Here is a 25,846-nt window from a genome sequence, read left to right on the forward strand (position 1 = left end):
AATCAGTGCTGGAAGACAACTCATTCTCACCTGTGACAGAATTCTGAAGACTGGTATCGATCCCAGCAATCTGGAGGGAAGTGTATGGCGGTTTCGCGAAGAGAGTTTGTCCTGGGGGTGGCGGCTGCGGCCGTGTCGACGAAGATGATCGCGCAGAAGACGCAGACGTGCCCCTTTCGTCTTGCGGTGATCAACGATGAGATTGGCACGGACTTCGAGCGCTCCTGTCATATCGCTGCGCATGACTTTGGCTTGAGCTGGATTGAGATTCGCACGCTGTGGGGCAAGAGCCTTACGGATGCGAGCGCGGATCAGGTGGCGGAGGCGAAGAAGATTCTCGCGAAGTACAACCTGAAGGTCACCGACCTGGCCAGCCCGCTCTTCAAGACGGATCTGCCGGGCGCTCCCAGTTCGAAATCGAGCACGCCTCACGATACGTTCCACTCCGACGTTCCGTATAAGGAACAGGATGAGCTGCTGGAAAAGCTGATCGATCTGTCGAAGACATTCGGCACCGATCGTATTCGCTGCTTCGATTTCTGGCGTCTTCAAGACCAGAAGCCCTGGCGTGCGGAGATCAACCGCAAGTTGATCGAGGCTTCGGAGAAGTGCGCGAAGCATGATCTGATCCTGCTGCTGGAGAATGAGATGGCTTGCAACACGGGCTCCGGCCCAGAGGCTGCCGCTTTGCTGGCCGCTATTCCGAACAAGAACTTCATGCTCAACTGGGACCTCGGCAACTCCGGAACCTTTCCCGGCGATGTGCCGTATCCGAATGACTACGAGAAGCTGCCGAAGCACCGCATCGGACATGTCCACTGCAAGAATGTGAAGCGCACTCCGGGGGGGAAGGCTGAGTTCCAATGGCAGCCCGTGGACGTTGGCCTGGTCGATTGGGTTGGCCAGTTCAAGGCGCTGAAGCGCGACGGATACCACTACGCCGTGAGCCTGGAGACGCATTGGCGTGGGGGGCCTGGAGATACGCCGGACGCCATCGCAGAATCCTCGACCCGCATCAGTATGAAGGGGTTGAAGGATTGTCTGGGCAAGGCTGGAATTAGCTGCTAAGACCGGCAAGATGGAAGCGATCAAGCGCAAATTCGCGACCGCGCTGATGATGGCGGCTTTTGCTACGACACCCGTGGCGAAAGCCGTTGCGCCTCGGCCTCTCACGCTCTATACGACGACGCATCCGGCTATGGGCACGGAGTTCACGCTGTATCTCTACAGCTCGGATGCGGCTGTCGCTGCGGAGACTTCAGAGGAGGTGTTCGATGAGGTGGATCGCGTCGAGCAACTGCTTTCGAACTATCGCGATTCCAGCGAGCTCTCGCGTATCAACCAGAACGCGGCTGCGTCGCTTGTAACCACAGACCCGGAGATGCTGGACTTCCTTACGCAGTCGGAGCACTGGAGCCGCGTCAGCGATGGAGCCTTCGACATCACCGTTGGCCGGCTAATGAAGGCGTGGGGGTTCTATCGCCATAGCGGACGTATTCCTCCGGAGGAAGAACTGCGGCAGCTACGAACAGCAACCGGTTGGGAGAAGGTGCAACTCGACCCGGCTGCGCGTACCGTGCATTTCACTTCGCCTGGTGTGGAGCTCGATCCCGGAGGTATCGGCAAAGGCTTTGCGGTCGATGCGGCTGTGCGCATTCTGCGTGCGCAGCATGTTGTTGCTGCGATGTTCTCGGCCGGTAGCAGCACGCTGTATGCCCTGGGGGCCCCACCCCACCTTGCCGGATGGCGCGTTGTAGTGCCGGGGCCTCTGCCTTCGCATGACAGCCTGTCGGTCATCACGCTGCGCGATACTTCGCTCTCCAGCGCCAACTGCAGCGAGAAAAACTTTACAGTAGCCGGTCATCTTTACTGCCACATCATGGACCCGCGCACGATGCGTCCGGTCGAAGGCCGCATTCAGGTCAGCATTGTCGATCCGTCTGCCACGGCAAGCGATGCGCTCTCGAATGTAATCTTTGTGGAGACGCCCGGGCAGAGTGTGGAGACTCTGAAGAAGTATGCTCCCGAAGCTCGCGCTCTCATCGTCTCCGGCGATGCGGGGCATCCTCACTGCACGATGTTTCATTGGGGCGTAGCGATCGACTCCAAGCGCTGCCCCCTCTGAACAAATTTATGAATTCTAAGGGTATCTATGAACCGTCGAGACTTTCTGCAATCCGCCTCAGCCGCTGCTCTTGCCTCCACGACCATCGCCCGTGCCGCAACGCCGGCGGTCAAGCCGGTCCGCCTCGGTGTCATCGGCGCCGGGAGTCGCGGGCAGGAAGACCTTCGCCAGTTTCTCCGCGTGCCTGGAGTCTCTGTTGAAGCGATCTGCGACATCTATCCGCCGCGCTACGAGCAGGTGAATCGCATTGCCGGCAAGCGGGTGCCCGCGACGGCGAACCATCATGAGCTTCTGGCGCGCACCGATCTCGATGCCATCCTGATTGCTTCGCCGGTATCGCTTCATGCGGAGCATGTCATCGCCACGGCGCAGACCGGGCGGGCGATCTATGGAGAGAAGGCGCTGGGGTTCACGGTCGAGGACAATCACAACATTCTTGCCGAGGTCACGCGCCACAAGGTGCTCTTCCAGATCGGCCACGAGTATCGCTATGCGGCGTGGGCGCAGGAGGCGATCCGGCGCGTTCATGCCGGGGACATCGGCACCCCGACGCACATCTATGCCTACTGGCACCGCAACGGAGACTGGCGCCGCGCTGTGCCGCAGCCCGATCCGGAAGGGAAGCTCGAGCACCTTATCAACTGGCGTCTGTATCGCGAGACCTCCGGCGGACTCGGCACGGAACTGGGTTCGCACCACATCGATATGGCGAACTGGGTCTTCGACGAGCAGCCGCAGAGCGTTATTGGGACCAACAGCATCTGTCGTTATCACGATGGACGCACCGTCGGCGATAACGTACAGGCTGTCTTCAGCTACTCGCAGGGGCGGCGGCTTGTCTTCTCGTCGATCACCGATAACGCGAAGCAGGGCTGCGAGCTCTGGATCTACGGCACGGAGGGTAGTGTGCAGATCACGATTGAAGATGCGACCTTCTACTACGAGAAGAAGCGCTCCAATGCGCCTTCGGCGGATAAGGCCGATAGCAAAACGGTCGTCGAACGCGGTGTTGTGACGGGGGCGTCGTATTCCACGGCGGGTGAGATGCCGTATCGTGGGCCGGGGGAGAAGGTGGTGACGCCTACGTCAGAAGATCCGACGCTCGCGGCTGTGCGTTCTTTTATCGGGGCTGTTCGTGGGGAGCACGAGATCTTCGCCGATGTTCATTGCGGCTTTCGCGCGGCCATTGCGTGCGCAGTCGCGCATGATGCGGTGTTTGAAGAGAACAAGATGGCGATTCCCGGTATGAGAGGGTAGAGCGGTTCTTGCTGTTGTTTGTTTTTCGTCGTCATCCTGAGCGGTACGCGAAGGACCCCCGCATTGGGCACCACCACGGTATCCCGTAGGCCGATGGTCGCCCATTACGTTCGTGGCCCTACCCAATGCGGGGATCCTTCGGCTACGCCTCAGGATGACGACGAAAAACAAGATCTGTGTTTACTAGTGCAGAACAATCTCAATCCCATCGCCCTTATCCGGCGTCGCGATCACAATCGCATTGTCGCTGGATGTGAACTTTCCTGCATGGCCATTGATCGTTACACTCGCCGGTGCTTTGGCCGCACCCTCGACGTCGACGACGATCTCCTTCCACCAAGCTGGGTAGCTGCCCTCATGCTTTCCGATATGCAGGGCAAGGCTGCCGTCCTTCGCTGAAGCGTCGCACGTAAACTTCATGCGTAGGAACTCGCCCCGCTTGTAGGCGAAGCTGGTGCCGTCGTCCTGGTAGAGCTGTCCTGCACACGCAGGGCCGGGGAAGACGCGGAGTGTCAGCGGGCCGTTCGGACGCTCGCTGGTGTTCTGCGTGAGCGGTGCGAGAGGCAGGATGGCTCCCGGACGTACGAAGACAGGCAGACTCGCGAGTTCAGGATGCAAATGCACGACGGACAATACTGGACCCGTCGCAGCCTCAGGCTGTAGTCCGCCTGTGCTCGCTTTCGTTTCGGCTTTGTCGACGTGCGCGCCGGTCCAGAAGTCATACCAGCCGGAAGAGGGAAGCTTGGCGTCGTAGTCGTCTGTCTTGTCGAAGAACGGTGGTGCGGCGACGAGAAGATCTGGCCCGACCATGAATTCACCCGAGGCATCAAGATCGACATCGAGAGGATGATGGTCCGGCGCGGCGTCGGGGAACTCCAGGAACAGCGGCCGCAGCAGCGGAAGGCCCGTGCGGGTGTTCTCCTCCATCACCGTGTAGAGATAGGGCAGCAGCTTGTAGCGCTGCTCGATGAAGCGACGGCGAATGTCTTCCTGTTCCGATCCGCCAACCCAGGGCTCATGGTCGCCGGTGCCTTTCTCCGCGTGATCGCGATCGATCGGCTGAAAAGCTCCAATCTCAATCCACTTGGTGAGCAGCTCCGGGGTGGGAGTGCCGGCATAACCGCCAACATCCGCGCCGGCCATCGAGAAGCCGCTGAGGCCGAGGTTCTTCAGCATCGAAGTGGTAAGCCGCAGATGGTTCCAGGTGGCGGAGTTATCGCCTGTCCACGTAGCGGCATAGCGCTGGCCGCCGGCATAGGAGGCTCGCGTGAGTACAAACGGTCGCACATCGGGCCGCAGGGCAAGCTGGCCGTCGAAGGTGGCGCGGGAGTTCTCCATGCCGTAGACGTTGTGGAGTTCGCGATGCGTCGCTGTGCGAGTAGCAAAGCCGGGTTCGTCGATGCGGTGCACGACGTCGTCCGGGATCGTGAGATGGGCAGTGAAGACCGAAGGCTCATTCATGTCGTTCCAGAAGCCGTCGATGCCCATGTGGTCAAAGTCTTTGTAGAGAGTGCCCCACCAGAGGCGCGTCTGCTGCCGCGTGAAGTCAGGAAAGGCGCTGGGACCGGGCCAGACAGGGCCGGTGTAGAGCGAGCCATCGGGATTCTTGACGAAGTGGTCGCCCGCGCTGCCGCTGTCGAATGGAGCATAGCCTTGTCCTGGCTGGTCCGCGATATGCAGGTCGGTGATTGCGATGACATGGAAGTGTTCAGCATGCAGCGCGGCAACCATGCCGGACATGTCGGGAAAGGTGGTGGTGTTAATCGTGAAGGGCCGATTCCTGTCCTGGTAGTCGATGTCGGTATAGATCGCGTCCGCAGGAATTTTGTCGTTGCGCAGACGCCCGGCTACTTCGAGGACACGTGCCTGGCTCATGTAGCTAAAACGCGACTGCTGAAATCCAAGAGCCCAGAGCGGTGGCAGTGGGGTCGGCCCGGTCAGCCACGCATAGCTTGCAAGCACCTTTTTGGTGGAGGGGCCGTAGAGCAGGTAGATGTCCGCAGGCCCGTTCTCGGCGCGGTACTGAACGGTGTCGGTGACTGTCTTGCCGAAGTCGAAGGATGAGGGCCAGGTGTTGTCGATCAGTACTCCGAGCACGGTTCCCGCACGATAGCTCAGGTAGAACGGAATGCTCTTGTAGAGCGGATCGGTGGACTCCTGCCAGGCATAGGCGTCGGTGTTCCAGAGACGGAAGGCCTGTCCGCGCCTGTCGAAGGCGCCGGTCTTGTCGCCGAGTCCGAAGTAGTGCTCGTCGGTTGGCATGGTCTTGGCGAGGTGCAGACGGTCGCCTTCAAACTGCAGCGGTTCGGCGTCCTGCTGGAGCACTTTGCCGGAGAGGTCACTCAGGGTAAGCAGACCCGTAGCTCGATCCATTGCAATGCGAAGGCTGCCGGTATGAAAACCGACGGTCGCTGCGCCGGTGTCTTGCGTGACCGCGACGGAGGCCGTGCGCGCTTCGGGCAGCACAGCCCATGATGCGTCTTCGGGGAGGGCATTGTTACGTCCGGCGCGGATGCGCAGCACGTCGTCACGCAGAGCGGTGATGCGCATGACGAGTGCGCCATCGTGAAGCTCGATGCCGTTGGGCAGTGGCGTGGCTGCGGTGACTTGCGAGAACGAAAGCAAGCTGGAAGGAGACTGTGCGTTCGCAGCGAGGCAGGCGATTCCCAGGCCTACACAAAGGACAACAAACCTGGACACACTTTGTGCGCGCATGGATATCTCCGGAAAGTGGCTTATTGAAAAGACCGAAGGCCGTGGTGAGATCACGGCCTTCGGTTGATGTATCGCTGCAATTGTAGAGGTGATTTGGGATGCGTGTCCTGTTCTTCAAAACATAAAGCAGGTTCGCTTAGCTTCGCCGGCCTACGACGCGGAAGTCTTCCTGCTCTTCCGCGCAGGGGATATCCCACCCTCCAGGAGGAACAACGTTTTGTTGTGCCTCCTGCGGCCCCCAGGTGTGGGGTTCATATTGATAGACGGGCGTTGCTGCCTTCAAAACCGGATCGACGATACGCCACGCCTCTTCGACATAGTCCTGTCGAGCGAAGAGCGTTGCATCCCCGGCGATGGCGTCGGTCAGCACTCGTTCGTAGGCTTCCATCTCGTTGGAGCGAGGATGACGAGTGGCTACGAGCTCTACCTCTTCTCGTTTGCCTTCTCCGTTTGGGGACGTGACAGAGACGGCCATGGCCACTGTCATCTCGGGGCTGATACGGAAACGGATGTAGTTCTGCGGCACGTCGGGTTCGGTGTAGTTCGTGGTGGGCGGTTTGCGGAGCCGGGCGATGACTTCCATACAGGTCAGCGGCAGATTCTTTCCGGCACGAATGTAGAACGGAACCCCATCCCATCGCCACGACTTTACCTCCAGGCGAAGAGCCGCGAAGGTTTCGACCTGCGAGTTCGGCGCTACGCCCGGTTCGTCGAGATAGCCGTGGAATTGTCCGCGAACCAGATTCTGGGGCTCCAGGGGAGGAATGGCGTTCAACACCTTGACCTTCTCATCGCGCATGGCCTCGCTGTCGTTTCGCGCTGGAGCTTCCATGGCGAGATTGCAGAGGACCTGGAAGATATGGTTCTGGATCACATCGCGAATGGCGCCTGTCTGGTCGTAGAAGGCTCCCCGGCCCTGGATGCCGAAGTCCTCCGCCATGGTGATCTGCACGCTTTCGACGTAGTTACGGTTCCAGAGCGGCTCGAGGAACGAGTTCGAAAAGCGGAACGACACCATGTTGTGAACGGGGCCTTTGGCCAGGTAATGATCGATGCGGAAGATGGAAGGCTCCGGAAAGGCGGCCAGCAGGATGCGATCGAGTTCCTGCGCCGAAGCCAGATCGTGTCCAAAGGGTTTCTCCACGATCATGCGGGCACCCTTGGCGCAGTCCGATTTCACCAGCTGCTCCACGACCTTCTCAAAGAGCACCGGTGGAATCGCCAGATAGTGAGCCGGTCTTTCGGACGTCCCAAGCTCTTTCCTGACGGCACAGAACGTGGCGGGGTCCGCATAGTCGCCATCGACGTAGCGCAACAGGGAACTGAGCTTCTCCCAGGCAGCCTGGTCGAGGCCTCCGTGTTTCTCGAGGCTGTCCTTGGCGCGTGCCTTGAACTGATCCAGGTTCCATCCGGCCTTGGCCACTCCGATAACAGGAATGGTGAGACTGCCGTGCTTGACCATGGATTGCAGGGCCGGAAAGATCTTTTTGTAGGCAAGGTCGCCGGTGGCACCGAAGAAGACTAGCGCATCGGAATGAGTTTGGCTCACGTATTTCTCCTTTGGGTCTTAATGCTACTTGGGAATGCTGAAATCCCGAAAGGCCCTCTGAGATTATGGACGATTACGTGATTTGTGTTCAGTTTGTGGCCTTGTAATCAATAAATTTGTAACGTTCAATCAACAAAGGCCGCCGGGTTCGCCGGCTGCCTCTGGCTTTTTAGAATCTGAACTTGTTTATCAATATCCGACGGTAAAGCGAGCCTTCACGTTCCTGGGATTCTCAACCTCATCCAGGAGAGCAATCGAATAGTCATCAAAGCTGATCCAGCTCTTGCCGTCTGCAGCAGTGAGAAGGGTGTCTTTGCCCAGACGGAAGATGCCTGTTCGGTCTCCTTCGACGAAGAGTGCGGAGGGACTGAGCATGGTCCAGTCCAGATCGGTAACGACGCGAAGCGTATCGAAAAAGACCTTCCCTGCCAGTGCTTCTGTTCTTATCCACTCTGGAAGCTCTGCGAAGTGTGGAGTGTCGAGCAGTAATTTGCCTGGAGCGACTTCGAGGGCGCCGGCTCCGCCGACGACCAGGTACCGCTTCACTCCAGAGCGGCGTACGGCCTCGATGAGTCTCGCTGGGACGCTGCTGCGAAAGGGGACGCTGCTGATGACGACGTCATGCCCTTTGAGCAAAGAGGCGAGAGCTTCGGGCTGATCCGCATCGCCGGATACGAGTGTGAGCCCATCCCGCGGCGACAGTTTGGACGTATCGCGGGCGATGCCGGTGACCGTGTGGCCGCGGCGGAGCGATTCATCGAGGATGTGCTTTCCGACATTGCCGGTAACGCCAATGATTGCTAGCTTCATGGTGAAAGATCTCCGTGGTCCAGTTTCTGGCATGTCTCAATGCCTAGTGCTACTCTCAAAAAGAGAGTTGAACTCACTATGTCATCCCCAAGATTGCCCGTAAAGAAGGCAGATTTAAGTCACCTGGTTACCTCAAAGGAACCAGCAGCGGTCAAGCGTGCTGCAAAGAAGCCCAAGCCCGAAGCCAAACGGGAGCATCAGGACTGTGCCATCCGCAATGTATTGGATCGCATCGGGGACAAGTGGAGTTATCTGATCGTGATGAAGCTGCAGAAGCCGCAACGCTTCGGCGCGCTTCGCCGCGACATCTCGGATATCTCGCAGCGAATGCTGACGGAGACGCTGCGCAGCTTGCAGCGGGATGGCTTGATTGAGCGAACGGTCTTTCCTACAACGCCGCCCAGTGTCGAGTACAAGCTCACAAAGCTTGGCTGTTCTCTGTTCGATCAGATGGGGGTGCTCGTGGAGTGGGCAGAGCGCAACCAGGCGAAGATCCTAAGCTCACGTGAGATCTTCGATCGGAAGTAGAGGGACATCCGTTGCTTTTGTGGGGTGAAGTTCGAAACTCTAGGGCTTCCTGGCTGCTGGTCCGTTGAGGATCTGGTTGACGGGATCGGGCAGTTCCTGATCGGCATTCTTCAGCAGAAGGCTTACCTCCCACATCTCCCTGTCGGAGAGGACGTGCGTGAAAGATGGCATACCCGTGAGACGGATGCCGTTGGCCACGATCCAGTAGGTGGAACCAGCCTCATCATCACTGACTCCAACTACTCCATGTGGACCATGTTTCTTCCAGAGTTGGGGCGCAGCGGGATACATGTGTTTTGCAAGCAGGGAGTCATGGCCGGGGGTGCCGTGGCACATCGCGCATTGAGCTTGATAGATATGTGCTCCCTCTTCGAAGACATCCTCACTGATACCGAAGGGAGCATGTTGCATCTGGCGTTTGATGCGCGCCTTCAGAGGCGTCTTGACCACCTGCCGTTCGAAGGGGAAGGGGGCATCGGCGACAGCGACTGGATGCGGACCGAATTTGAGGTACAGGAAAAAACCAATGGTGAAAAGAACGATTGTGACGGCGACTCCCAGAAAAAACTTGCCAATACCTTTATTGCTTCGAGCTTTAGCCATTTAATTCATTTCCTTGATGCGATAGGGGCCGCGCTCTACACGGCGGCTGAGTTCTTGACGCTCAATCCTGATGGTTTGGGTTCCAGATACCGCGCTATATACGGCTCCCCACCTGCTAGTTTACCTTTCCCGTATGAAGCTCATCACGGTTGCCGCTCTCATCCTCGCTCTCGCGCCGCTGTCCATCGCCGCTCAAGCTCCCTCGAAGCAGGGTGGCGACACTGCCATGGAGCCTGCTAAGCCGCCTGTTCCACCTTCAAAGAGCATCAATGTCACCTTCGAGGGAAAGACCATCACTCTCACGATCGAAGAGTTGCTTAATCTGCCGCAGGTGACTTTGCACGTGCACAACGCGCATCGCAACACCGATGAGACCTACACAGGACCGTTGCTCGCCGATGTGCTTGCTCGCGTGGGTCTCAAGGCCTCGCGCGAGACGCAGCCGCTCATCCTGCATTCGAGTCTCATCGCCACGGGTTCCGATCACTACTTCGTTCTTTACTCGGTCGCGGAGGTCGAGCCCAGCTTCAGCACAGGCCAGGTCATCGTTGCCGTGATGAAGTCCGGACTGCCTAATACTGAAGGCGGCGCCATCGAGCTGATCAACACCGTCGACGCGAAGCCCGCTCGCTGGGTTCATGGTCTTACGGATCTCAACATCATGAGCATCGCTCCCAGCAAATAACCTCGAGAGATGATTGCTGCCGCTCTCTTTCGTCAGGAACTCAATATGAGTTTTCAGAAGTGGAGAATCTTTCTGATTCCACAGGAGGAACGCTCGCCAACGTGGGGCAAAAAGAAAATCTTTGCTACAATTGAATCAACGGAACGGTGACAGTTTCGTGGTTCGCGGTCGTCTGTAGAAGCAGGCGAAAGTGTGGACAGCAAGAAATTTAGTACACTCTGTGGCTTGCAGAAGTTGACGCAAACCAGAGGGGACGTAGCTCAGTTGGTTAGAGCGCTGCCCTGTCACGGCAGAGGTCGCGGGTTCGAGCCCCGTCGTCCCCGCCATACATTCCAAAGGACTTAAGGAATGTATGGGACCCAAGGGACAAGCAAATCCGGACACAATAAGGGCACACTAAGTGAATTACGCTTCTGTACCCGTTCGTGCTTGATTCCGCTTTGTGCCCACACCGGGCACCATCATCTGAACAGCCTTGCTCTGTGCGGCTTGCTTATGTGAGTTCATGGCCTACGTGTAAACGTCAAGCGTGATCTTGCTGTTGGCATGTTGTAAAAGTCCCTGGACGGTCTTCACGTCTTCTCCGTTGCCCTTCAGCAATGTGCCGAAGGAATGGCGGAAGGTGTGTCAGGGCAATGCCATACTTACGTCAGCGGGGCGGTACAAGGGCAACAAATGCCAAACAGCCTGGCTATCGAGTGCGATGTGCCTGGTATTATCCCCCAGCCTACCTGTTTACCCACCCTTTTCGAACGAGGCGTATGGTTTGTCAGAGGCAGGAGAGCACGTAGCTATGTCCATTCGCAAATTAATCAGTTCGCCCGTCGTATGGATTGCTCTTGGCTTGAGCCTTTTGACTCAGGCGACCTATTTCACTCTGGATCATGAACACTATGGAGCAGATACACCATCGTATTTAATCCCGGCCGACAATCTTCTGCATGGGCACGGATTTGTGAATACACTGCACCAGCCGGAGTTGCTGAGGACGCCAGGCTATTCGCTTCTGCTTGCCCTCTTCCGGATTGCTCCGCTAAAGGTTGAGTATCTGATTGTTGTGCAGCATCTTCTCTGTGTGCTGCTGGCCGTTGCGGTTGTCGCTATCGCTCTCCGAATTACCGGCAGCCGATTGGTTGCATGCGTTGCCGCAGTCGTTATGTCTTTGGACCTGGCTACTCTCCGTGTGGCGAATCTTCTATTAACCGAAGTTGTGTTTATGGTTCTGATCTCTTTGATCTGTTGGATTCTTTATCGTGCGATGACGAATCCGGCGGGCAAGGGGATTGCGATCGCAGGCGCCGGACTTCTGGGGGGGTATGCCGTACTTGTCCGTCCCGTCGGCGTCTTGTACTTTGTACCTCTGTCGCTCTGCCTATTTCTGGTGTTACGGCGGCGTGCCTTGCGTCCTGTTTTGATCTTTGCCGTATTTTTTCTGATTCTTCCGGTGTTGTGGGCCACGCGGAATTTTGTCGAAGGAGGGTACTTCGGCATTAGTGCCGTCGGCGCAGAGGATATCTTGTACTATCGAGCTGCGGGAGCCATCGCGATTGAGCGGCCCGGAAGCTATACCGCGAATATTCTCAAGGTGAATGGCGAGTTGATCCAGCAGACATGCGCCGATCTGGAGCAGATGTACCACCGGGATTGCTCGCAGATCACCGACAAACAACAAGCTGCATACGCCTCACGTAAGGGGATGAGCATCATCCGAGAGCATCCTTTAAGCTATCTTCACTCCATCACGGTGTCGCTGGCGTACCTTGTTTTTGGTGGCGGTGCGGAAGCCTTATCCAGGGTTAGTCATATCAGCCCACGGATTGCGGAAGGCATTGTTTTGCTCTTCACCGTACCTGAGGTATGTCTGGCCCTGATCGGATGCCGGTACTGGTACCGGCGCGATCGAATTCTTTGCTGGCTTCTTGTTCTTACTATCGTGTACTTCCTGGGAATCTCTGCCGGAGGAGAGGCCTATTCGCGCTTCAAGGTTCCCATCATGCCGATGTACGCCTTGTTGATTGGAGGCGGCGCGGCAGGGATGGTGGAGTGGGCTCAACGGGCTCGAACACCGCGCGCCTCCTCTGCTGCTGCGATTGCTGGCTAACCGTAGTTTGTTTCTCAGCGGATGCCGCGTGCGATCCTGTGCTTCAGGTATTGGAAGAGGGTTGGGTGAGTCCATAGCTTTGACTTGCCTGCCGGCGCGGAGAGGGTCTCGAGCTTGTCGTCGAGTGCGTTGCGGATGGCCTGTTTCAGGATCGGAATCGCAAGCGCAATCTGCAGCAATGGGTAAGTAGAAAAGTTGTCGGAGCTGGATGGGCTGTCCGATGCCTGAGCCACGATCTCTCCCGTGTCGATTCCTTTGTCTATTTTGTGAATCGTTACTCCGAAGTGCTCGGGATCGCCGGAGGCCTGAGCCCAATATCCACCATGTACTCCCCGATAGAGCGGCGTAATGCCGACATGCGTATTCAGGAAGACTCCATCGCTTGCCTGCAGTACCTTTTCTTCGAGAATGCGCGTTCCATTTACGACGATGACTCGCGGGGAGAGCTTCTGCAGAATGGTGATCACCTGGGCATCGTTTACCGACAGCACGTCTGTGATGTACTCAGCAGGGATGGGGGACTCGTCCATCCCGTACTGTTGCTTGATCTCCGCCCGGCGCTGGATAGCTTCACGCCTCAACAGAGGGACCAACCCTGCGGCAAACAGGATTTGTCCTGCCAGGGTGCGCCAGCCCAGTTTCTTTAGCCGCCGCTTTAGAAAGATCGACCGGGGAATCCTGGCTTCCCGGATCACTACGTCGATGCGGAACTCCTTCGCCAGCGCGTGGTAGACGATACGCGAGAGGTCGCTGTGATCGATGAGCAGGACTATACCGTGCACTGCGGTTTCTCCGCGCGTAGGATGTTCTCGGCAACCTCGGACATGGTTCGAGAGGGCCAGCCGGTTTCACTATTCAGGTTGGCATAATGCTCCGCGATACGGGTGAGGATAACGATGTTTTCCTCCAAGTTCACACCGAAGTTGTGTGGGTGCCACCAGAGATGAAAGGTCTGATGGCTGTTCGCCGCTGCGTCCATGGAGGCAAGAATCCGTTTGAGCCGCAGGTTCTCGAATCCTTTTAGCGACTTACTCCATGGCCGCAAAAATCTCGATTGGGAGACACGCACAATGGGATATTCCTGGTCGAGAGAGGGGGTGGCGCATCCATCGCCGCTTAGCGGGAGGTAGGCATCGGCGAGTCGTCTGGCTTTGTTGAACAGGCCGTTTCCCGCAGCGATCCAGGGTTCTGCCTCCGTGCTGCGATAGGCGATGAGACCTTCTTCCGCGCAGATGCCTATGTGCGGCCTCGAAATCTGATTCCGTGGGAAGACGATGCTCTTGAGCACGATTCCGTATTGGGCTGCCGCAGACTTTGCGCTTCTGAGGTCGGCACGAAAGGACTCTAAGGTAGGGCCTGGAGCCAGCGCATAGTAGTGCGAGAAGGTGTGCGTGCCGATCTCCTGCCCCTTATGCGCTTGTATCTCCCGGATCAGGCTCGGTGCGAAATGAAAGGGGTCTTCTTCTTCGTTCCTGCCTGCTTCAGAGAAGGCTGCATAGGGATCCAGGATGGTGTCACGGTACTGCGGCAACTCAGCAGGCCATGCGGCTTTCAAGTCGTCACGATTCTCAAAGAATAGAAAACCTACCGTGGCCCAGGTGGCGCGGATTCCATACCGTTCAAAGAGACGGAGCATGGCGGGGATGGCCTGGCGAACTCCGAGCAGGTTTTCGCGATACTGGTCGACGGTGCGATGGTCTCTGACGCCCCAGTGCAGCTCGAAATCGAGACTGATGACAAACGATCCGGGATTTTGCAAAGTATCCATCTCTAGTGATTGATCAGTGACAGATAACTCGCAGCGACACTGCGGACGGTGAACTGCTGCAGGTGCTTGTAGCTATCGATTGGCTTTGGATTGTCCAGGGCGGCTAAGAGGGCCTGCGCCATGGCTTTATGGTCTCCTACAGGTACGAGCGCGCCATATCTTCCATTGCAAAGCACCTCTGCCGGGCCATATGTGCAGTCTGTCGAGACCACGGGCATGCCCAGGGCCAGAGCCTCTACCAACGCTACTCCGAATCCTTCCCACTGCGATGAGAATGCAAAGACGGCGGCACGCTTCATGAATCGATAGGGGTTCTGTTCGAAGCCGGGGAGGGATACGTCCGCTGCGAGACCGGCTTCCTGGATGGTTTGTTCGATGCGGGCTCTATCCGGACCTTCGCCGAGGATCATCAGGCGAGCGGGGCGCTGGTTTCTAACGATGCGGAATGCCTGCACCAGCATCGGAAAATCTTTCTGCTTATCCAGCCTGCCTACGCCTAATAGCACCGGCGGCTGGCCCGGCTGGAACCATGGATGTTCGACCGTTGCCGCGGCTGCGGATTGGAGGGCCTCTGTGATGACAGGATTGTAAATAACCTGAATTTTTTGCCGAGGGATTCCGGTTCGCGCCGAGAGGTCGTCGGCGACTCCGCCGGAGACGGCCACGATGGCGTCTGTTGCACTGAGAGCCCATCGGCTCCACAGCGGCATCAGGCGATATTTGAGCCCGGAGGCGTTGGCTATGACCTGCGACATCGTGTTGTGTTCGGTGGCGATGACCTTTGTTTTTCCGCCGGCGATTGCCCTTGCGATAACTGCCGCGGCGCTGCAATGCGTCATGCCGGCGATCAATGCCTCCGGTTGCCTTGCCCGAAGATACTTTGCGATCTTCGGTACGCTCCTCATCATGCGGTCGGATTCGAGGTCGAAGATCTGAATGTCCTTTTCGAGGAGCCTCCCCATATCACCGCCGGCCCTTCCTGCGACCAGGTCCACTTCGGCGCCGCATTGGCGGAGGCCATTGGCCAGGTTGACGAAGACGCGTTCGACGCCACCGATCACCAGCGTCGGCACCAACAATGCGATTCTCATGGCATGCGTTCCCTGGACCGGAACCTTCCGATCCAACGGTATGATTCATTGTGCATGGGAAACCCTGAAAAACATTGTGGTGAAGACCCAATTTTGCGACCGGTGATGCCGGAGTTAAACACGGTTCGCGGAATCGCTGTTTTGATGGTGTTCCTCTTTCATGCTTTCGAAGATTTTACCCCCGCTGCTCAGCACCTTCCGGCATGGGAACGCGTGTTCTTATCTACCTTGAGCTTAGGGTGGATGGGAGTCAACCTCTTCTTTGTTCTTTCTGGCTTCCTGATTACCGGTATTTTGTTGGGAAGTGTGAGCAAGCCGCACTATTATTCGCGATTTTATCGTCGCCGTGCGCTGCGTATTTTGCCTGCTTATTATCTCCTGCTTGTGGTGCTGGCTTTGGTGAGCAGGTTGAGTTTTGTGAGACAGCATACGTCGCTGGCCTTTGCCGGACTGAGTTTCGTTTATCTCTCCAACATCACGCCCCTGCTTGGAGTGCCGAGAGATTATGCGCCGCTCTGGTCGCTGGCGGTGGAGGAGCACTTTTACCTGATCTGGCCCGCAGCCGTGAGAGTTTTTACCCGGCGAGGCCTTGCGATTGCTGCCGCTTCGATCTGTATCTGCGAGCCGGTGCTGCGAGCCTTTGCTGTTGCCCGCGGGGGACTATGGTGGGGGCCTTACACGTGGCTTTCGGCCGATGGATTAGCTCTAGGTGCTCTGCTGGCTATCTTTGCTCGTTCGCAATGGGGCTCCCGGACGAACGTCTTGAAGCTGGCCGGTTTTAGCGCTCTCCTTGGGATGATCTTACTGGTGATGAGCTTGCCTGTTCCGCGATTTATAGCCATCAGCTTGCGGGCCACCAGCGTGAATTACGGATCGCTCAGCGCCCTTGCGATTGCGCTGTGGTTAGGAACGGGACGCTACAGAAGGCTGGCGAATCTGCGGATTTTGTCCTTCTATGGATTCATCAGTTATGGCCTCTATCTGATTCATCCGCTGATCTTCCACCTCTATAACGATGTATCTGTGAAATATGCATCTTTCTTCTATGTCGGGAATAGCTTTGGAAGATGCCTTCTCCGGCTGCTGGTGGTTCTTGTTCTTGCGATGGCGGTAGCTTATGTGTCGCGTATTACCTATGAAGAGTTTTTTCTGCGGAGGAAGGATGAGCCCGGTCAACCGCAAGAAAAGCCGCGACTGGTTTGATCAGCAAAGAGCGTCTTTTTCGGTTGTTGAACTAGGTGCGTGAGCCACCTGTATGAGTGCGATGCCTGCAAGCAGATAGGCCCATAAGAAATACCTGTCTTCTACGTTCGGATAGATCGCCAGCCTGGCCAGAGTGCAGAGGCCTGCAAGAGGCAGCAAGGTGCGAAGGGCCGACTTTGGCGGGAGCTTCCTCCATGCTGCTGCCGCCACCAGAAGCCAGATCGTCATGTAGGTGTAGGGAATCACTCTCAACGCCGCGATGGCATGCAGATATCCGGCAAAGCTGATCGGGATGGGGTGCTTGACAGGTTCCATCTCCGGCTTGATGAACGAGTGTTGCATGAGAACACGCCATCCGTAATAACTGGAAAAGTGGTTCGTCAAAACTACGCAGCCTGCGCTGAGTGCTCCGAACAAGGCTCCGAGGGAGAGGCTGAGGCGCTTCTTCCAGATCATCCATGCCAGCAGGATGAGTACAAGGATCGCGTTGTCGAACCTTAGCAGGACGCTTGCAGTCAGAAGTTCCGCAGCAAGCAGGTCTTTGTTCTTTGCGAAGGCAAGCAGGGCAAGAAGAACGATGGTGGTTGAGAGGGGATCGACGGTGACCATTCGTCCCATCGTCAGTACGGATGGCGCCAGCAGTAACAACGCGGATAAGACGGTCTCGTGCGTCCAGGCAAGGACAGCAAGGCCTGTGATCAGGAGGCAGCAGGCCGATAGGAGACGCAGGCCGGTGAGGATGGGCAGGCCCGCGCGCCAGAGCGCGTATCCTGTGGCTACGTAACCCAGCTTCACGCGATAGAAGCCCAGTTGCTGCATGAAATGATCCGGGTTGTTATAGACATCGGTAAAGTAGGGTTCGGCGGACACATTTTCGAACTGGAAAGGATCTGGCTGTGCGTCGAACTCAGTGCGCGCAATGCGTTGAATCGTTGCCGGATCGGAGTAGCGCAGAGAGGCGACCGCGCCTGCGTACAGGTATCGGTCGAAGGTCGGCAGCGGGCGAAGATAATCTGCCACGGCCAATGCCAGGCAAAAGATTACGTAAAGAAGCAAAGCTGGAGCGGAGCAGCCGAACCAGCTTCGTGCGGGTGAAGAGCTATTACCAGCCGTGCTGGGACGAGAAATTGTGTCTGACGTCATTTGCATCTCCCGCTTCCGCATCCAGATCTTGCCTCTTCTTTTTTAGCCATGTTACTGGCTGGCGTGAAAGAAGTAGACATAGGCGTCGGTGCCGTCTATTTTCCTCCAGGGCGCTGGAACGATGGAGGGCTCGAACCCCTGGATGACGTCACTCTGCGGATCGGCAATGACAGCTTCGGCTCCGGTTTGCTCGAGAATCCCTAATGCTTTCTTCTGCTGCTCCGGTCCGGACTCCCAGTAATCGAGTGCAGGGTGAACTTGATACCTGCGGATGTTCGCAGGGATCTCGGCCACTACCTGCAGCCGGGCAAGATGTGCCCAATAAGCTTCCATGCTGTCGCCGATGACTGCTACCCGGCCGCCCGGGCGCAGGCCATTCTGAAGCAGAAACGTTGCAATGACGGCGCTGCGGGGACTTCTGCCCGCCGCATGGTCACTTCTCAGCGCCTCCTGACTTGCTTGTAATATCAGCGTTCCTCCAGTGACAATCAGGGCTGCGAGTCCTACGCATGAAACCAAGCGAGGTGTGCCGCTGTTTTTCGGCAGCGAGCAGGCACAAATGGCACCTGCAAAGAGAAGGATCAGCCAGCCACCCATAAAGCGCGGCTCGACGTGGACAAGCGCAAACATAGGCAGTGCCATTGCGGCCGGCAACCACAGAGGCCAGAGCTTCCGAATATTTTTGATCCATTGCCCTCGATCCATTGCCATCAGCACCAGAACGATCGTGGCGCAAACGATGCCCGCCCCTGTCTCCATGATGGTTTGAAATTCCAGGATCAGGTTTGCCACGAAGACCTTTGCTTGAAGACTCCAGTTGAGGTGCGGCGCTAAACCCTCGTACCAGTATGTCGGATCGAACCAGGGCGGATAGGTGCCCATATCTTTCGCTGCGAATTCGTAGATCTCTGGAAGATCATTCAGCTTGCGCGTGGGATGAACCGGCATTCCTGAGCCTGAGGGACCACCCTGCCAATGCACATAGTAGGAGACGCCATTGATGTAAAAGGCCTGGCTCAGGCGAGCCGACTCTCCAAAGGTGAAATGGTGCTTCGACAAAGAGATCGCGCGAATGAAAGGAGCGCATAGCAATAGAAAGAGAACGAGTGCGGTTCCGCTCAGAAGCAGCCTTCGCCGCGACAGCGGAACGCTGAAGCCGGCGCATGCGATAAAGATGAATCCTATGGGGAAGAACGGTGCTTTGGCGTAGTAACCCAGGGCCAGAAAGAGGCCCAGCAGCAGCGCGGTTCCGAGGCGCGGAGAGCGCCGGAGTCTCAGTACGCTCCATCCGGCCAGGCAGCAAAATACGGCCCATAGTAAATCCGGTCCTACGCGGCTTACGGGGATGACACTGAGCGTTGCAATGCCGAAGACCGAATAGCCCAGAGCCCAGAAGGCCGATGCGGGCATTGCGGCGGCGTCCTGCTGCGCGAGGCTCTCGTGCCATCGCCGCACTTCACTCCAGAACAACTGAAAGCTGGCCAGCCCTCCTGCGAAGATCAGCACGTTTACGAGATGTGCCAGAGGGCATTCCCAATAAGCGTTGGGATGAAACAGCCATAGAAAAAATGAAAGGAGCACAGGATAACCAGGCGCCCAATAGGCATGTACGGCCAGACCCGGATGGCCGTCGACAATGGCCCTGGCGATGTCCAGGTAGGAGATGGAATCTCCGTCGAACTCGTAGCGGGTATACCAGGCTCGTACAAGAGCAATGGCTATGAGTGCGACCCAGACCCACACCTGAAGCCTTCGTGTATCGATAGGGGAGATCGAATCAGGCTGCGTCTCTGCCGACGACACGGCGACCTCGTTCATCCATGCTCCTTTTTGCAGGCCCCCTATTGTTGATGACACGCCCTAAGCCTGCGGCTTTGTCGCCACAGCAATCAGGCTGAGACCACCCCAGGGAAGGATAGGATCCAGCCGCCGCAGCACCGGCATGAGCATCTGCAGGACTTTCAATTGGACAGGCGAGAATGTTTTGCGCTTCAGTACCTTTCCATTGAACCACCAGCCGGGGACGGAAAAGCGATTGAAGTCGAAGATACGCTCGACCTGGAAGCCGGCCTGTTCCAGGCCTTGCCGCAGCGACTGCGGCGTGTATCGCTCGCGATGATCGAGCGCGTGATCGAGTGTGCCGTAAAGCGCGGGATGCTGCGGGACGAGGATCACGGCCCGTCCGCCGGGCATCAGCGACGATTTGATATTTTCAAGTGTGATCTGCTCATTCGGCACGTGCTCCAGGACGTTGACCATCAGCACGGTATCGAACTGTCCCTCGGTGCTCGCAAAATCTCCCGGGACGCCAGCATCGATATGGCGCACGCGGAGATAAGGTTTTCCAACGGAGTAGGAGCGCAGATAGGAAAGATACGAAGGATTAATGTCAGAGGCGAGATACAACTCACGCGGGATAAACTGCCCGGTCAATGTGCCGATGCCCGAGCCAATTTCCAGCACGCGATCGCCTACATACGGCGCCAGTGTCTGCCCCATCCATAGGTTGAACCTGCGTGCCTTTTCCAGACTCGCGAGGATCTGCGAACCGTACTGATCTTCCTTGTAGATATCGTCGATGAACCAGAAGTGCAGGATCGCGGACAGGGCGAGCCATATATCCTTATGGCCTATCTTCTTGCCTTCCTGGTAGCTTCGGGCAAGATAGCTGATGGGCGCCTCGAAGATGCGTGCGCGCCGCTTCGCCAGCTTGAAAGCTATTTCTATTTCGAAGCGAAAATCGTTGTGGCGCAGCGGGATCGATTGGAACAGAGGCGTGCGGATCGCCTTGTAGCAGGTCTCGATGTCGCTCAGGTTCAGGTCGGTGAAGATATTGGCCAGAAAAGTAAGCGCCTTGTTCGACAAGGTGTGCCGGAACATGAGCGCGCGGCGATAATGCGACGAAAGATATCGCGATCCGAATACGGCATCCGCAGACTCGGTTGCGAACGGTTTCAACAGAAGAGGGATATCCGCCGGATTGTATTCGAGGTCGGAATCGTGCACGATGCTGATTTCGCCGGTGGCTTTCTCCAGCGCGGTGCGCAGCGCTGCCCCTTTGCCCATGTTGCGCTCGTGCCGCAACAGAACGACGCGGTCATCCTCGGAGGCGATCTGCTGCAGAATCTCCCGGCTTCCATCCGTGCTGCAATCGTCGACAACGATGACTTCCATGCTGTGGATGATAGGGTCCTGCAAGGCGAGCAGGCGGCGCAAGCTGGGTTCGACGAGATAACGCTCGTTGTAAACCGGCACCAGAACGCTCAGGCTGAAGGACGTGCTGATGGGGCCTTCCATCATGGTCACATGCGACCATCTCTGCATCGGTTCCAACAGTCTCTGATCCTGCACGCTCATGGGTATCCTTTGAAATAAGGTTCTTTGAATAGCGGTTAGGATACTGCTAATTCGCGATGGCCATCGGAGTTACTTCCATTTTTTCAGGGCAGTAGTCGATGGGGAGCTGATAAAGCAGTTCCTGGATCTCTGCGCCTGACTTCCGGGCGCGTGCCGCACGCTCGAGTTCTGCAAGAAGCTGCGGAAAGCCTGCGGGTACGATGCCGGCTTGCACCTGAAAGACTTCACGAAACGGTGTGGGGGTTACCAGCGCGTCATCTCGCCATAGTTTTTCATGAAGTTTTTCCCCTGGCCGGATGCCTACGACCTTGATGTCAATGTCTTTTCCGGGGACCAGACCGGACAATTGGATGATCTCTTTCGCAAAATCGATGATCTTGACGGGATCGCCCATATCCAGGAGATAGACATCTCCGCGCGATGCGAGCGTGGCGGCCTGCAGGACGAGCTGCACGGCTTGCGGGATGGTCATGAAGTAGCGGGTCATCTCCTCGTGCGTAATGGTGACCGGGCCACCTGCGGCAATCTGGCGAAGAAAGATGGGAACCACACTGCCCCGGCTGCCCAGAACATTTCCAAATCGCACGCAGGCAAAATGCGTTTGGAGGCCGGTATTCTCGATAGCGCGTTGTTGAATGAGCATCTCCGCCGTGCGCTTGGTTGCGCCCATGATGCTGGAGGGATTCACGGCCTTGTCGGTAGAGATCATGACAAAGCGCTCGCAGCCGAATTCGATGGCGGCATCGGCAAGCTCACGCGTGCCGGCGACGTTGTTCAGAACCGCTTCGCAGCAGTTGTCCTCCATCACTGGAACATGTTTGTAAGCAGCGGCATGAAGGACGATTTGCGGGGAATACAGCTTGAAGGTCTGATGGACGATGTCATGATCGCGGATGTTGCCCACGATCGGCACTACTTTTCTGCCGTTCAGGTCGCCCAGCTCATTCATCAGCTCGAAGATTGAATTCTCGTCATGATCGAGCACGATGAGACGGTCAACGTTTAACGCCGCAACCTGCCGCGCCATCTCTGAACCGATGGAGCCCCCGGCTCCCGTGATCAAAACGGTTCGCGCGTTGAAGCACTGAACCACTGCGGGATGCGCCGCATTCAAGATCTTTGTGCCGCCTTGCGTCAGCTGATCGATGGAGACCTCGCGGTTCACCTTGACCCTGCCGTCCATCAACTCACTGCCTGAAGGAAGGATGCGAACCTGAACATCGAGGAGGCTGGCATCGCGAATCACCTGCGCGGCGCATCTCAAATTCGCACCGGAGAGGACCACAACTTCGATACGGTGACTCACCAGAAGGCTGGCCAGAGAGTCCGGATGGCCGAGGACAGGCCTGCCTGCGATGTTCGCACCGGCCAGGCGTACATCCTCGCTTACCAGGCCTAATACGTGAGCTTCGTTCGATGTATGAAGATGATGGACCGCCGTTGCCAGGGTCGTCTCCGACCCGACAATGAGCGCGCGCGGCCGGTCCACTGGGGTGTGGGCCGCGTCATTGATGAGACGCCGTGTCAGGCGCAGCGTGCAGGCAAAGACAAGAAAGATGCCGAATTCAAGAATGAGAACGCTGTAAGGAACGATGGGAAGAGCTTTGGGCTCCTGCCAGCGCACCAGCAGTAGAAGAACAGTCACAGGCAGCGAGCGAAAGGCCAGAAAAAGCCCATCCCGCACATCGAAGAAGCGCCAGGTTGACCGGTATCCTTCCCGCGAGAGGTGAATTGACAGGGGGCGCAAGACTACTACGACACACAACCATGTCCACATGCTGCGCTGCATTTTGGGTTCGATATGAAAATCAAACCGGAGCACATAGGCATAAATCATAGCCATGGCCGCAGTGAGACCATCGAGAATTACACGAATATACCCATGAAACACCCAGCTCGGAATTAGATTGGCGTATCTTTCACGTCTACGGTCAGGGACAACCAACAGTTTGTGACTGTACTCCACCTACCCTCCTAGGGGTTTTCATTTTTGCGCAGGAGAACCTCTGACGGACAAGTTAGGTCTTGTCGAGAAAAGCCAGCAACCTTTTCTTCCAGTACCTAGTTCGATCACTTTATCAGGTTTGTTTAATTTCGCAATAGCAACAAAATTACGGCAGAGGATGAGAAATTATTCTGATCCAATCATTCAATAATAATTTTTATCTGCGTGTCACCAACAAGAATACAATTGCAAAGCTACCGTTCTACCGGCTACCTGTTTACTCTGGATTGAACAGTAGCTGGGGATGCTTCTTCTTGTGCAATCGTTTGATGCCGTGAGCATTTGCCATGGTTGCGTTGCGGAGATTAACGATGATCATCGTGCAATTACGCTCAGCTATCGCACTGTTTACCTGTAACTGCCTTGTGAGCATGGCCATAGCCTCCTCATCAAGCATTGGGCTAGTTATGGCTACGGGGGATGTCGTAGTCGATGGGCAGCGCGTACCGGGCAACTCAGCGATCTTTTCCGGAAGCCGAATCTCTTCGGGCGATAAGACCTCGAACCTGCAGTTTTCAGACGGCACAAGCGCGGTCATGAACCCAGGTACGACGATGACTGTGTACCGGGAACGCTCTGTCCTGCAACAAGGCGTGACGACGCAACGTGGTATCGATAAGCATTTCGTGCTTGCCAATGGATTGAGGATTTCCAGCACAACCTCGAACGTCACCGCCCTGGTTGGTGTAAAGAATGATTCTTATATGGAAGTCTCTGCGCGAGACGGAGAAGCGGATGTCTGGAGTGCCTCTGGAAAGCTTGTAGCCAAGGTGGAGCCGGGGCAACCTCGCAGCTTTACCTATCAGCAGGTTCCTCAGCAGGCTCCGGCGGAAGGCTCGGTAGGCTCCGTAGACCTCTGCGGCCGGCTGCGTCCAGGGTACCTGATTTCGGATAAGTCTACCCGTACTACCTACAAGCTGAAAGGATCAGACCTCGATCCCTTTGTGAATAAGCGGGTCCGGGTCGCCGGAACGATGGTTTTTACAAGCGGCACTCCTTCCTCCACTGCACCTTCCGTTGTAACGGTGGATGGCATTCAAAAACTGCAGGGTTCCTGCGAGGCAGCAGGGGATGACAGGAAGCGGGACGCCCTGATCCTTATAGGTGCGCTTGCAGCGGCTGGAACCCTGATTGGCGTGAGTATCGGCGGTGGGTCCGCGCCCCCCTCGCCACCGCCGGTGACGCCCTCAGTCCCCTAGAGCCGTTTCTGTATAGGTGTAGAGGGTTCTTTTCAAATTCACCCCAAAACTGTCATCTCGACCGGAGGCGGCGTTCTTTGCCGCCGGAGTGGAGAGACCTGCAGGCTTTGCCCATGGAGGCTATATTGCCCGCGCACGCGAACCTGCAGGTCTCTCCACTTCGCATGACATAAAGCCGTCATGCTTCGGTCGAGATGACAAGGTATGGGTAATTGGGGGGAAAGCCTCTACACCTATAGGGAAACTGCCCTAAGATGTCCTGGAAAAACGTTCGAGCAAAAGCCTTATGGGCCTGACGATGTAATACAGAAAATGTAGCGGCTGCGGTAACCGCACCTGCTGCCAATCCGGCTCTGCGGGAATAAATAGACGTTCGAAGAGGAAGCTGCTCTGAGCGCGCCAGCTTTTTACAAAGGCCAGGTGGTAGTGCAAGGTTTCGCGATAGCCGATATCGTTGCCTTTGCGAAACAGAAATGCCGATGCTGTCTTGGCGAGCGTCTGCGCTTCTACCTCCTCTTCGCAATGTTGCTGGACTTGCGACGGCAGTTTCAATCCCAGGACCTGCTGCGCCAGAAGCAAGGCGTGTTTCAGCACAAGGTCGCAGTTAGCTGACTTTGCCCAGGCCATGCACTGCTCCCAATCCAAGGTCTGCGTAGATACAGAGCAGGCCACGTCACATAGATCCCTCAGGTTCAGCCAGCAGTGTTTGGTTCCGTGAGCGCAAAGATAGAGCAGCAGATGCTCCGGGGAGAGCGTCAGAAACGAGACTCCCTCCCGGTGTTCGACTCGCGCCGATTGGAAAAGCTCCCGAACCGGCAGTTGAAACGGGAACATCGTGTGCAGCGGGCTCCAGTGCAGATCGATGACTGTGCCTCGATCGTCGTTGATAAAGTCCATCTGGCGATTCCTGGAGCCCAGCAAGGTAGACCTGTCCGCGGGAGACTGGAGCCGATAACCCTCGCGCACAAGAAGCTCGGACGCCACGGGAACGTCCTCGGGGCTGACCAGCAGGTCGAGGTCCGTGAATTCTCTGAGAGCGGCATTCCGGTAGGCCAGTAACGCAAGCGACGGACCTTTCAAGGAAATAACTGGAAGACCTGCCGCATCGAATGCCTGCAGAAGCCGGAGCCACTCCTGCATCTGGATCAGGTTGTTCCGGGCGGCCAGCAGCCATTGCTGCTGGAAGCGATCGCGTACTTCCCGGGGAATCTTCTCCGCGCCGTATTGATTCAGAACATAGATGACAAGCGGTTTGATTGCGTGGCGATCCGCTATGCGTTCGATCGCTTCCCAATGGAGAGGCTGTGCCAGCGCTGTCTGAAGGCCGCCGTCATCTCCACCAGCAAGATACACGCGAGCAGCCTGCACCACTAGATTGCCTTCGCTGCCCTCTATCCCCTGGTAAACGGCCTGAGCAAGTGGGGCATGGATGCTATTTTCGTGGATAGGTTTACGTGAATACATTATTACTTTGCACGAGCAGACTACCTAAGTGTAGTATGGCGACACTTCGTACGCTGTAGACTAGAAAGTAGAAGCTAAGACTTTTACTTTTGGTAATGGGCCCTGTACTCGGAAGAGCATTGGTTGCCTGCTGTATCTGCGGCTCGGCCGACATAAAGGCGAGCATGTGCATAAGCTGGTCTCTCAAACAGAGAAATGCTGCTAAAGATAGATACGGCAGGGTAGAGATTTCTTCCTTGCTGC

21 protein-coding genes, 1 tRNA gene and 1 pseudogene are annotated in these 25,846 nt (G+C 56.8%); 9 read left to right on the top strand and 14 right to left on the bottom strand.

The window, feature by feature from the left end:
• Nucleotides 1–84 precede the first annotated feature (84 nt).
• Genes ACIX8_RS07235 through ACIX8_RS07245 form a run of 3 tightly spaced genes read left to right on the top strand, consistent with a single transcriptional unit; the run spans nt 85 to nt 3,382 of the window.
• The gene (locus ACIX8_RS07235; RefSeq protein ID WP_014264682.1) at nt 85–1,068 is read left to right on the top strand and encodes a sugar phosphate isomerase/epimerase family protein; all 984 of its coding nucleotides are present in this window, start codon (nt 85–87) and stop codon (nt 1,066–1,068) included.
• Nucleotides 1,069–1,078: 10 nt separating this feature from the next.
• Nucleotides 1,079–2,125 (top strand): FAD:protein FMN transferase, encoded by a 1,047-nt coding sequence (locus tag ACIX8_RS07240; RefSeq protein ID WP_014264683.1) that lies wholly within the window; start codon nt 1,079–1,081, stop codon nt 2,123–2,125.
• A 27-nt stretch (nt 2,126–2,152) separates the two neighbouring features.
• Nucleotides 2,153–3,382 carry a Gfo/Idh/MocA family protein gene (locus tag ACIX8_RS07245; protein WP_014264684.1) on the top strand — a complete coding sequence of 410 codons (1,230 nt, stop codon included), beginning with the start codon at nt 2,153–2,155 and terminating at the stop codon, nt 3,380–3,382.
• Between the two features lie 183 nt (nt 3,383–3,565).
• Here ACIX8_RS07245 and ACIX8_RS07250 read toward each other — a convergent pair whose 3' ends face one another.
• The 3 genes from ACIX8_RS07250 to ACIX8_RS07260 all read right to left on the bottom strand — a co-directional run bounded on the left by ACIX8_RS07250 (nt 3,566) and on the right by ACIX8_RS07260 (nt 8,456).
• Nucleotides 3,566–6,097 (bottom strand): glycoside hydrolase family 31 protein, encoded by a 2,532-nt coding sequence (locus ACIX8_RS07250; protein ID WP_014264685.1) that lies wholly within the window; start codon nt 6,095–6,097, stop codon nt 3,566–3,568.
• 136 nt (nt 6,098–6,233) lie between these two features.
• On the bottom strand, nt 6,234–7,646 hold the full coding sequence (zwf, locus tag ACIX8_RS07255) for a glucose-6-phosphate dehydrogenase (RefSeq protein WP_014264686.1): 1,413 nt from the start codon (nt 7,644–7,646) through the stop codon (nt 6,234–6,236).
• Between the two features lie 189 nt (nt 7,647–7,835).
• Nucleotides 7,836–8,456 (bottom strand): NAD(P)-dependent oxidoreductase, encoded by a 621-nt coding sequence (locus tag ACIX8_RS07260; protein ID WP_014264687.1) that lies wholly within the window; start codon nt 8,454–8,456, stop codon nt 7,836–7,838.
• Between the two features lie 78 nt (nt 8,457–8,534).
• Here ACIX8_RS07260 and ACIX8_RS07265 point away from each other — a divergent pair, with 78 nt between their 5' ends.
• Nucleotides 8,535–8,984, top strand: coding sequence for a winged helix-turn-helix transcriptional regulator (locus ACIX8_RS07265; RefSeq protein WP_014264688.1), 450 nt, complete (start codon nt 8,535–8,537; stop codon nt 8,982–8,984).
• Between the two features lie 39 nt (nt 8,985–9,023).
• Here the strand turns inward: ACIX8_RS07265 and ACIX8_RS07270 are convergent, their stop codons facing one another.
• A complete protein-coding gene (locus ACIX8_RS07270; RefSeq protein WP_014264689.1) occupies nt 9,024–9,587 on the bottom strand; it encodes a c-type cytochrome in 564 nt (187 codons plus the stop codon).
• Between the two features lie 133 nt (nt 9,588–9,720).
• Here ACIX8_RS07270 and ACIX8_RS07275 point away from each other — a divergent pair, with 133 nt between their 5' ends.
• Together ACIX8_RS07275 and ACIX8_RS07280 are read left to right on the top strand one after the other, a co-directional pair.
• Complete coding sequence (locus ACIX8_RS07275) at nt 9,721–10,272, top strand: hypothetical protein (RefSeq protein WP_014264690.1); 552 nt, start codon at nt 9,721–9,723, stop codon at nt 10,270–10,272.
• 249 nt (nt 10,273–10,521) lie between these two features.
• Nucleotides 10,522–10,598, top strand: a tRNA-Asp gene (locus ACIX8_RS07280).
• Between the two features lie 184 nt (nt 10,599–10,782).
• Here the strand turns inward: ACIX8_RS07280 and ACIX8_RS26485 are convergent.
• Nucleotides 10,783–10,887: pseudogene (locus tag ACIX8_RS26485) on the bottom strand (hypothetical protein); the annotation flags it as partial.
• Nucleotides 10,888–11,065: 178 nt separating this feature from the next.
• Here ACIX8_RS26485 and ACIX8_RS07285 point away from each other — a divergent pair.
• Nucleotides 11,066–12,373 (top strand): glycosyltransferase family 39 protein, encoded by a 1,308-nt coding sequence (locus ACIX8_RS07285; protein ID WP_014264691.1) that lies wholly within the window; start codon nt 11,066–11,068, stop codon nt 12,371–12,373.
• A gap of 14 nt (nt 12,374–12,387) precedes the next feature.
• Here ACIX8_RS07285 and ACIX8_RS07290 read toward each other — a convergent pair whose 3' ends face one another.
• From ACIX8_RS07290 to ACIX8_RS07300, 3 genes are read right to left on the bottom strand one after another with little or no spacing between them, the layout of a single operon-like run.
• A complete protein-coding gene (locus ACIX8_RS07290; protein ID WP_014264692.1) occupies nt 12,388–13,155 on the bottom strand; it encodes a formyl transferase in 768 nt (255 codons plus the stop codon).
• Complete coding sequence (locus tag ACIX8_RS07295) at nt 13,143–14,141, bottom strand: polysaccharide deacetylase family protein (RefSeq protein ID WP_014264693.1); 999 nt, start codon at nt 14,139–14,141, stop codon at nt 13,143–13,145. Before ACIX8_RS07295 ends, ACIX8_RS07290 begins: the two co-directional genes overlap by 13 nt.
• Before the next feature lie 2 nt (nt 14,142–14,143).
• Nucleotides 14,144–15,232, bottom strand: a complete 1,089-nt coding sequence (locus ACIX8_RS07300; protein WP_014264694.1) for a glycosyltransferase — start codon at nt 15,230–15,232, stop codon at nt 14,144–14,146.
• Nucleotides 15,233–15,286: 54 nt separating this feature from the next.
• On the opposite strand from ACIX8_RS07300, the gene ACIX8_RS24430 reads away from it, so the two are divergent.
• On the top strand, nt 15,287–16,435 hold the full coding sequence (locus ACIX8_RS24430) for an acyltransferase family protein (protein WP_014264695.1): 1,149 nt from the start codon (nt 15,287–15,289) through the stop codon (nt 16,433–16,435).
• Here ACIX8_RS24430 and ACIX8_RS07310 read toward each other — a convergent pair whose 3' ends face one another.
• From ACIX8_RS07310 to ACIX8_RS25885, 5 genes are all read right to left on the bottom strand, one after another.
• Nucleotides 16,436–17,578: a hypothetical protein gene (locus ACIX8_RS07310; protein WP_150110518.1), complete on the bottom strand. Its 1,143-nt coding sequence runs from the start codon at nt 17,576–17,578 to the stop codon at nt 16,436–16,438.
• Nucleotides 17,579–17,629: 51 nt separating this feature from the next.
• Nucleotides 17,630–19,396: a hypothetical protein gene (locus ACIX8_RS07315; RefSeq protein WP_014264697.1), complete on the bottom strand. Its 1,767-nt coding sequence runs from the start codon at nt 19,394–19,396 to the stop codon at nt 17,630–17,632.
• 42 nt (nt 19,397–19,438) lie between these two features.
• Complete coding sequence (locus ACIX8_RS07320) at nt 19,439–20,935, bottom strand: bifunctional glycosyltransferase/class I SAM-dependent methyltransferase (protein WP_014264698.1); 1,497 nt, start codon at nt 20,933–20,935, stop codon at nt 19,439–19,441.
• 46 nt (nt 20,936–20,981) lie between these two features.
• On the bottom strand, nt 20,982–22,682 hold the full coding sequence (locus tag ACIX8_RS07325; protein ID WP_190273753.1) for a polysaccharide biosynthesis protein: 1,701 nt from the start codon (nt 22,680–22,682) through the stop codon (nt 20,982–20,984).
• Nucleotides 22,683–23,157: 475 nt separating this feature from the next.
• The gene (locus ACIX8_RS25885; RefSeq protein ID WP_190273754.1) at nt 23,158–23,319 is read right to left on the bottom strand and encodes a hypothetical protein; all 162 of its coding nucleotides are present in this window, start codon (nt 23,317–23,319) and stop codon (nt 23,158–23,160) included.
• A gap of 28 nt (nt 23,320–23,347) precedes the next feature.
• Between ACIX8_RS25885 and ACIX8_RS07330 the strand changes: the two genes are divergently transcribed.
• Entirely contained in the window at nt 23,348–24,139 is a 792-nt protein-coding gene (locus tag ACIX8_RS07330; protein WP_044176315.1) for a hypothetical protein, read from the top strand.
• Nucleotides 24,140–24,388: 249 nt separating this feature from the next.
• Here the strand turns inward: ACIX8_RS07330 and ACIX8_RS07335 are convergent, their stop codons facing one another.
• On the bottom strand, nt 24,389–25,603 hold the full coding sequence (locus tag ACIX8_RS07335) for a nucleotidyltransferase domain-containing protein (RefSeq protein WP_014264701.1): 1,215 nt from the start codon (nt 25,601–25,603) through the stop codon (nt 24,389–24,391).
• Between the last annotated feature and the right edge of the window lie 243 nt (nt 25,604–25,846).

The sequence above is a fragment of the Granulicella mallensis MP5ACTX8 genome (assembly GCF_000178955.2).
GTDB classification, from domain to species: domain Bacteria; phylum Acidobacteriota; class Terriglobia; order Terriglobales; family Acidobacteriaceae; genus Granulicella; species Granulicella mallensis.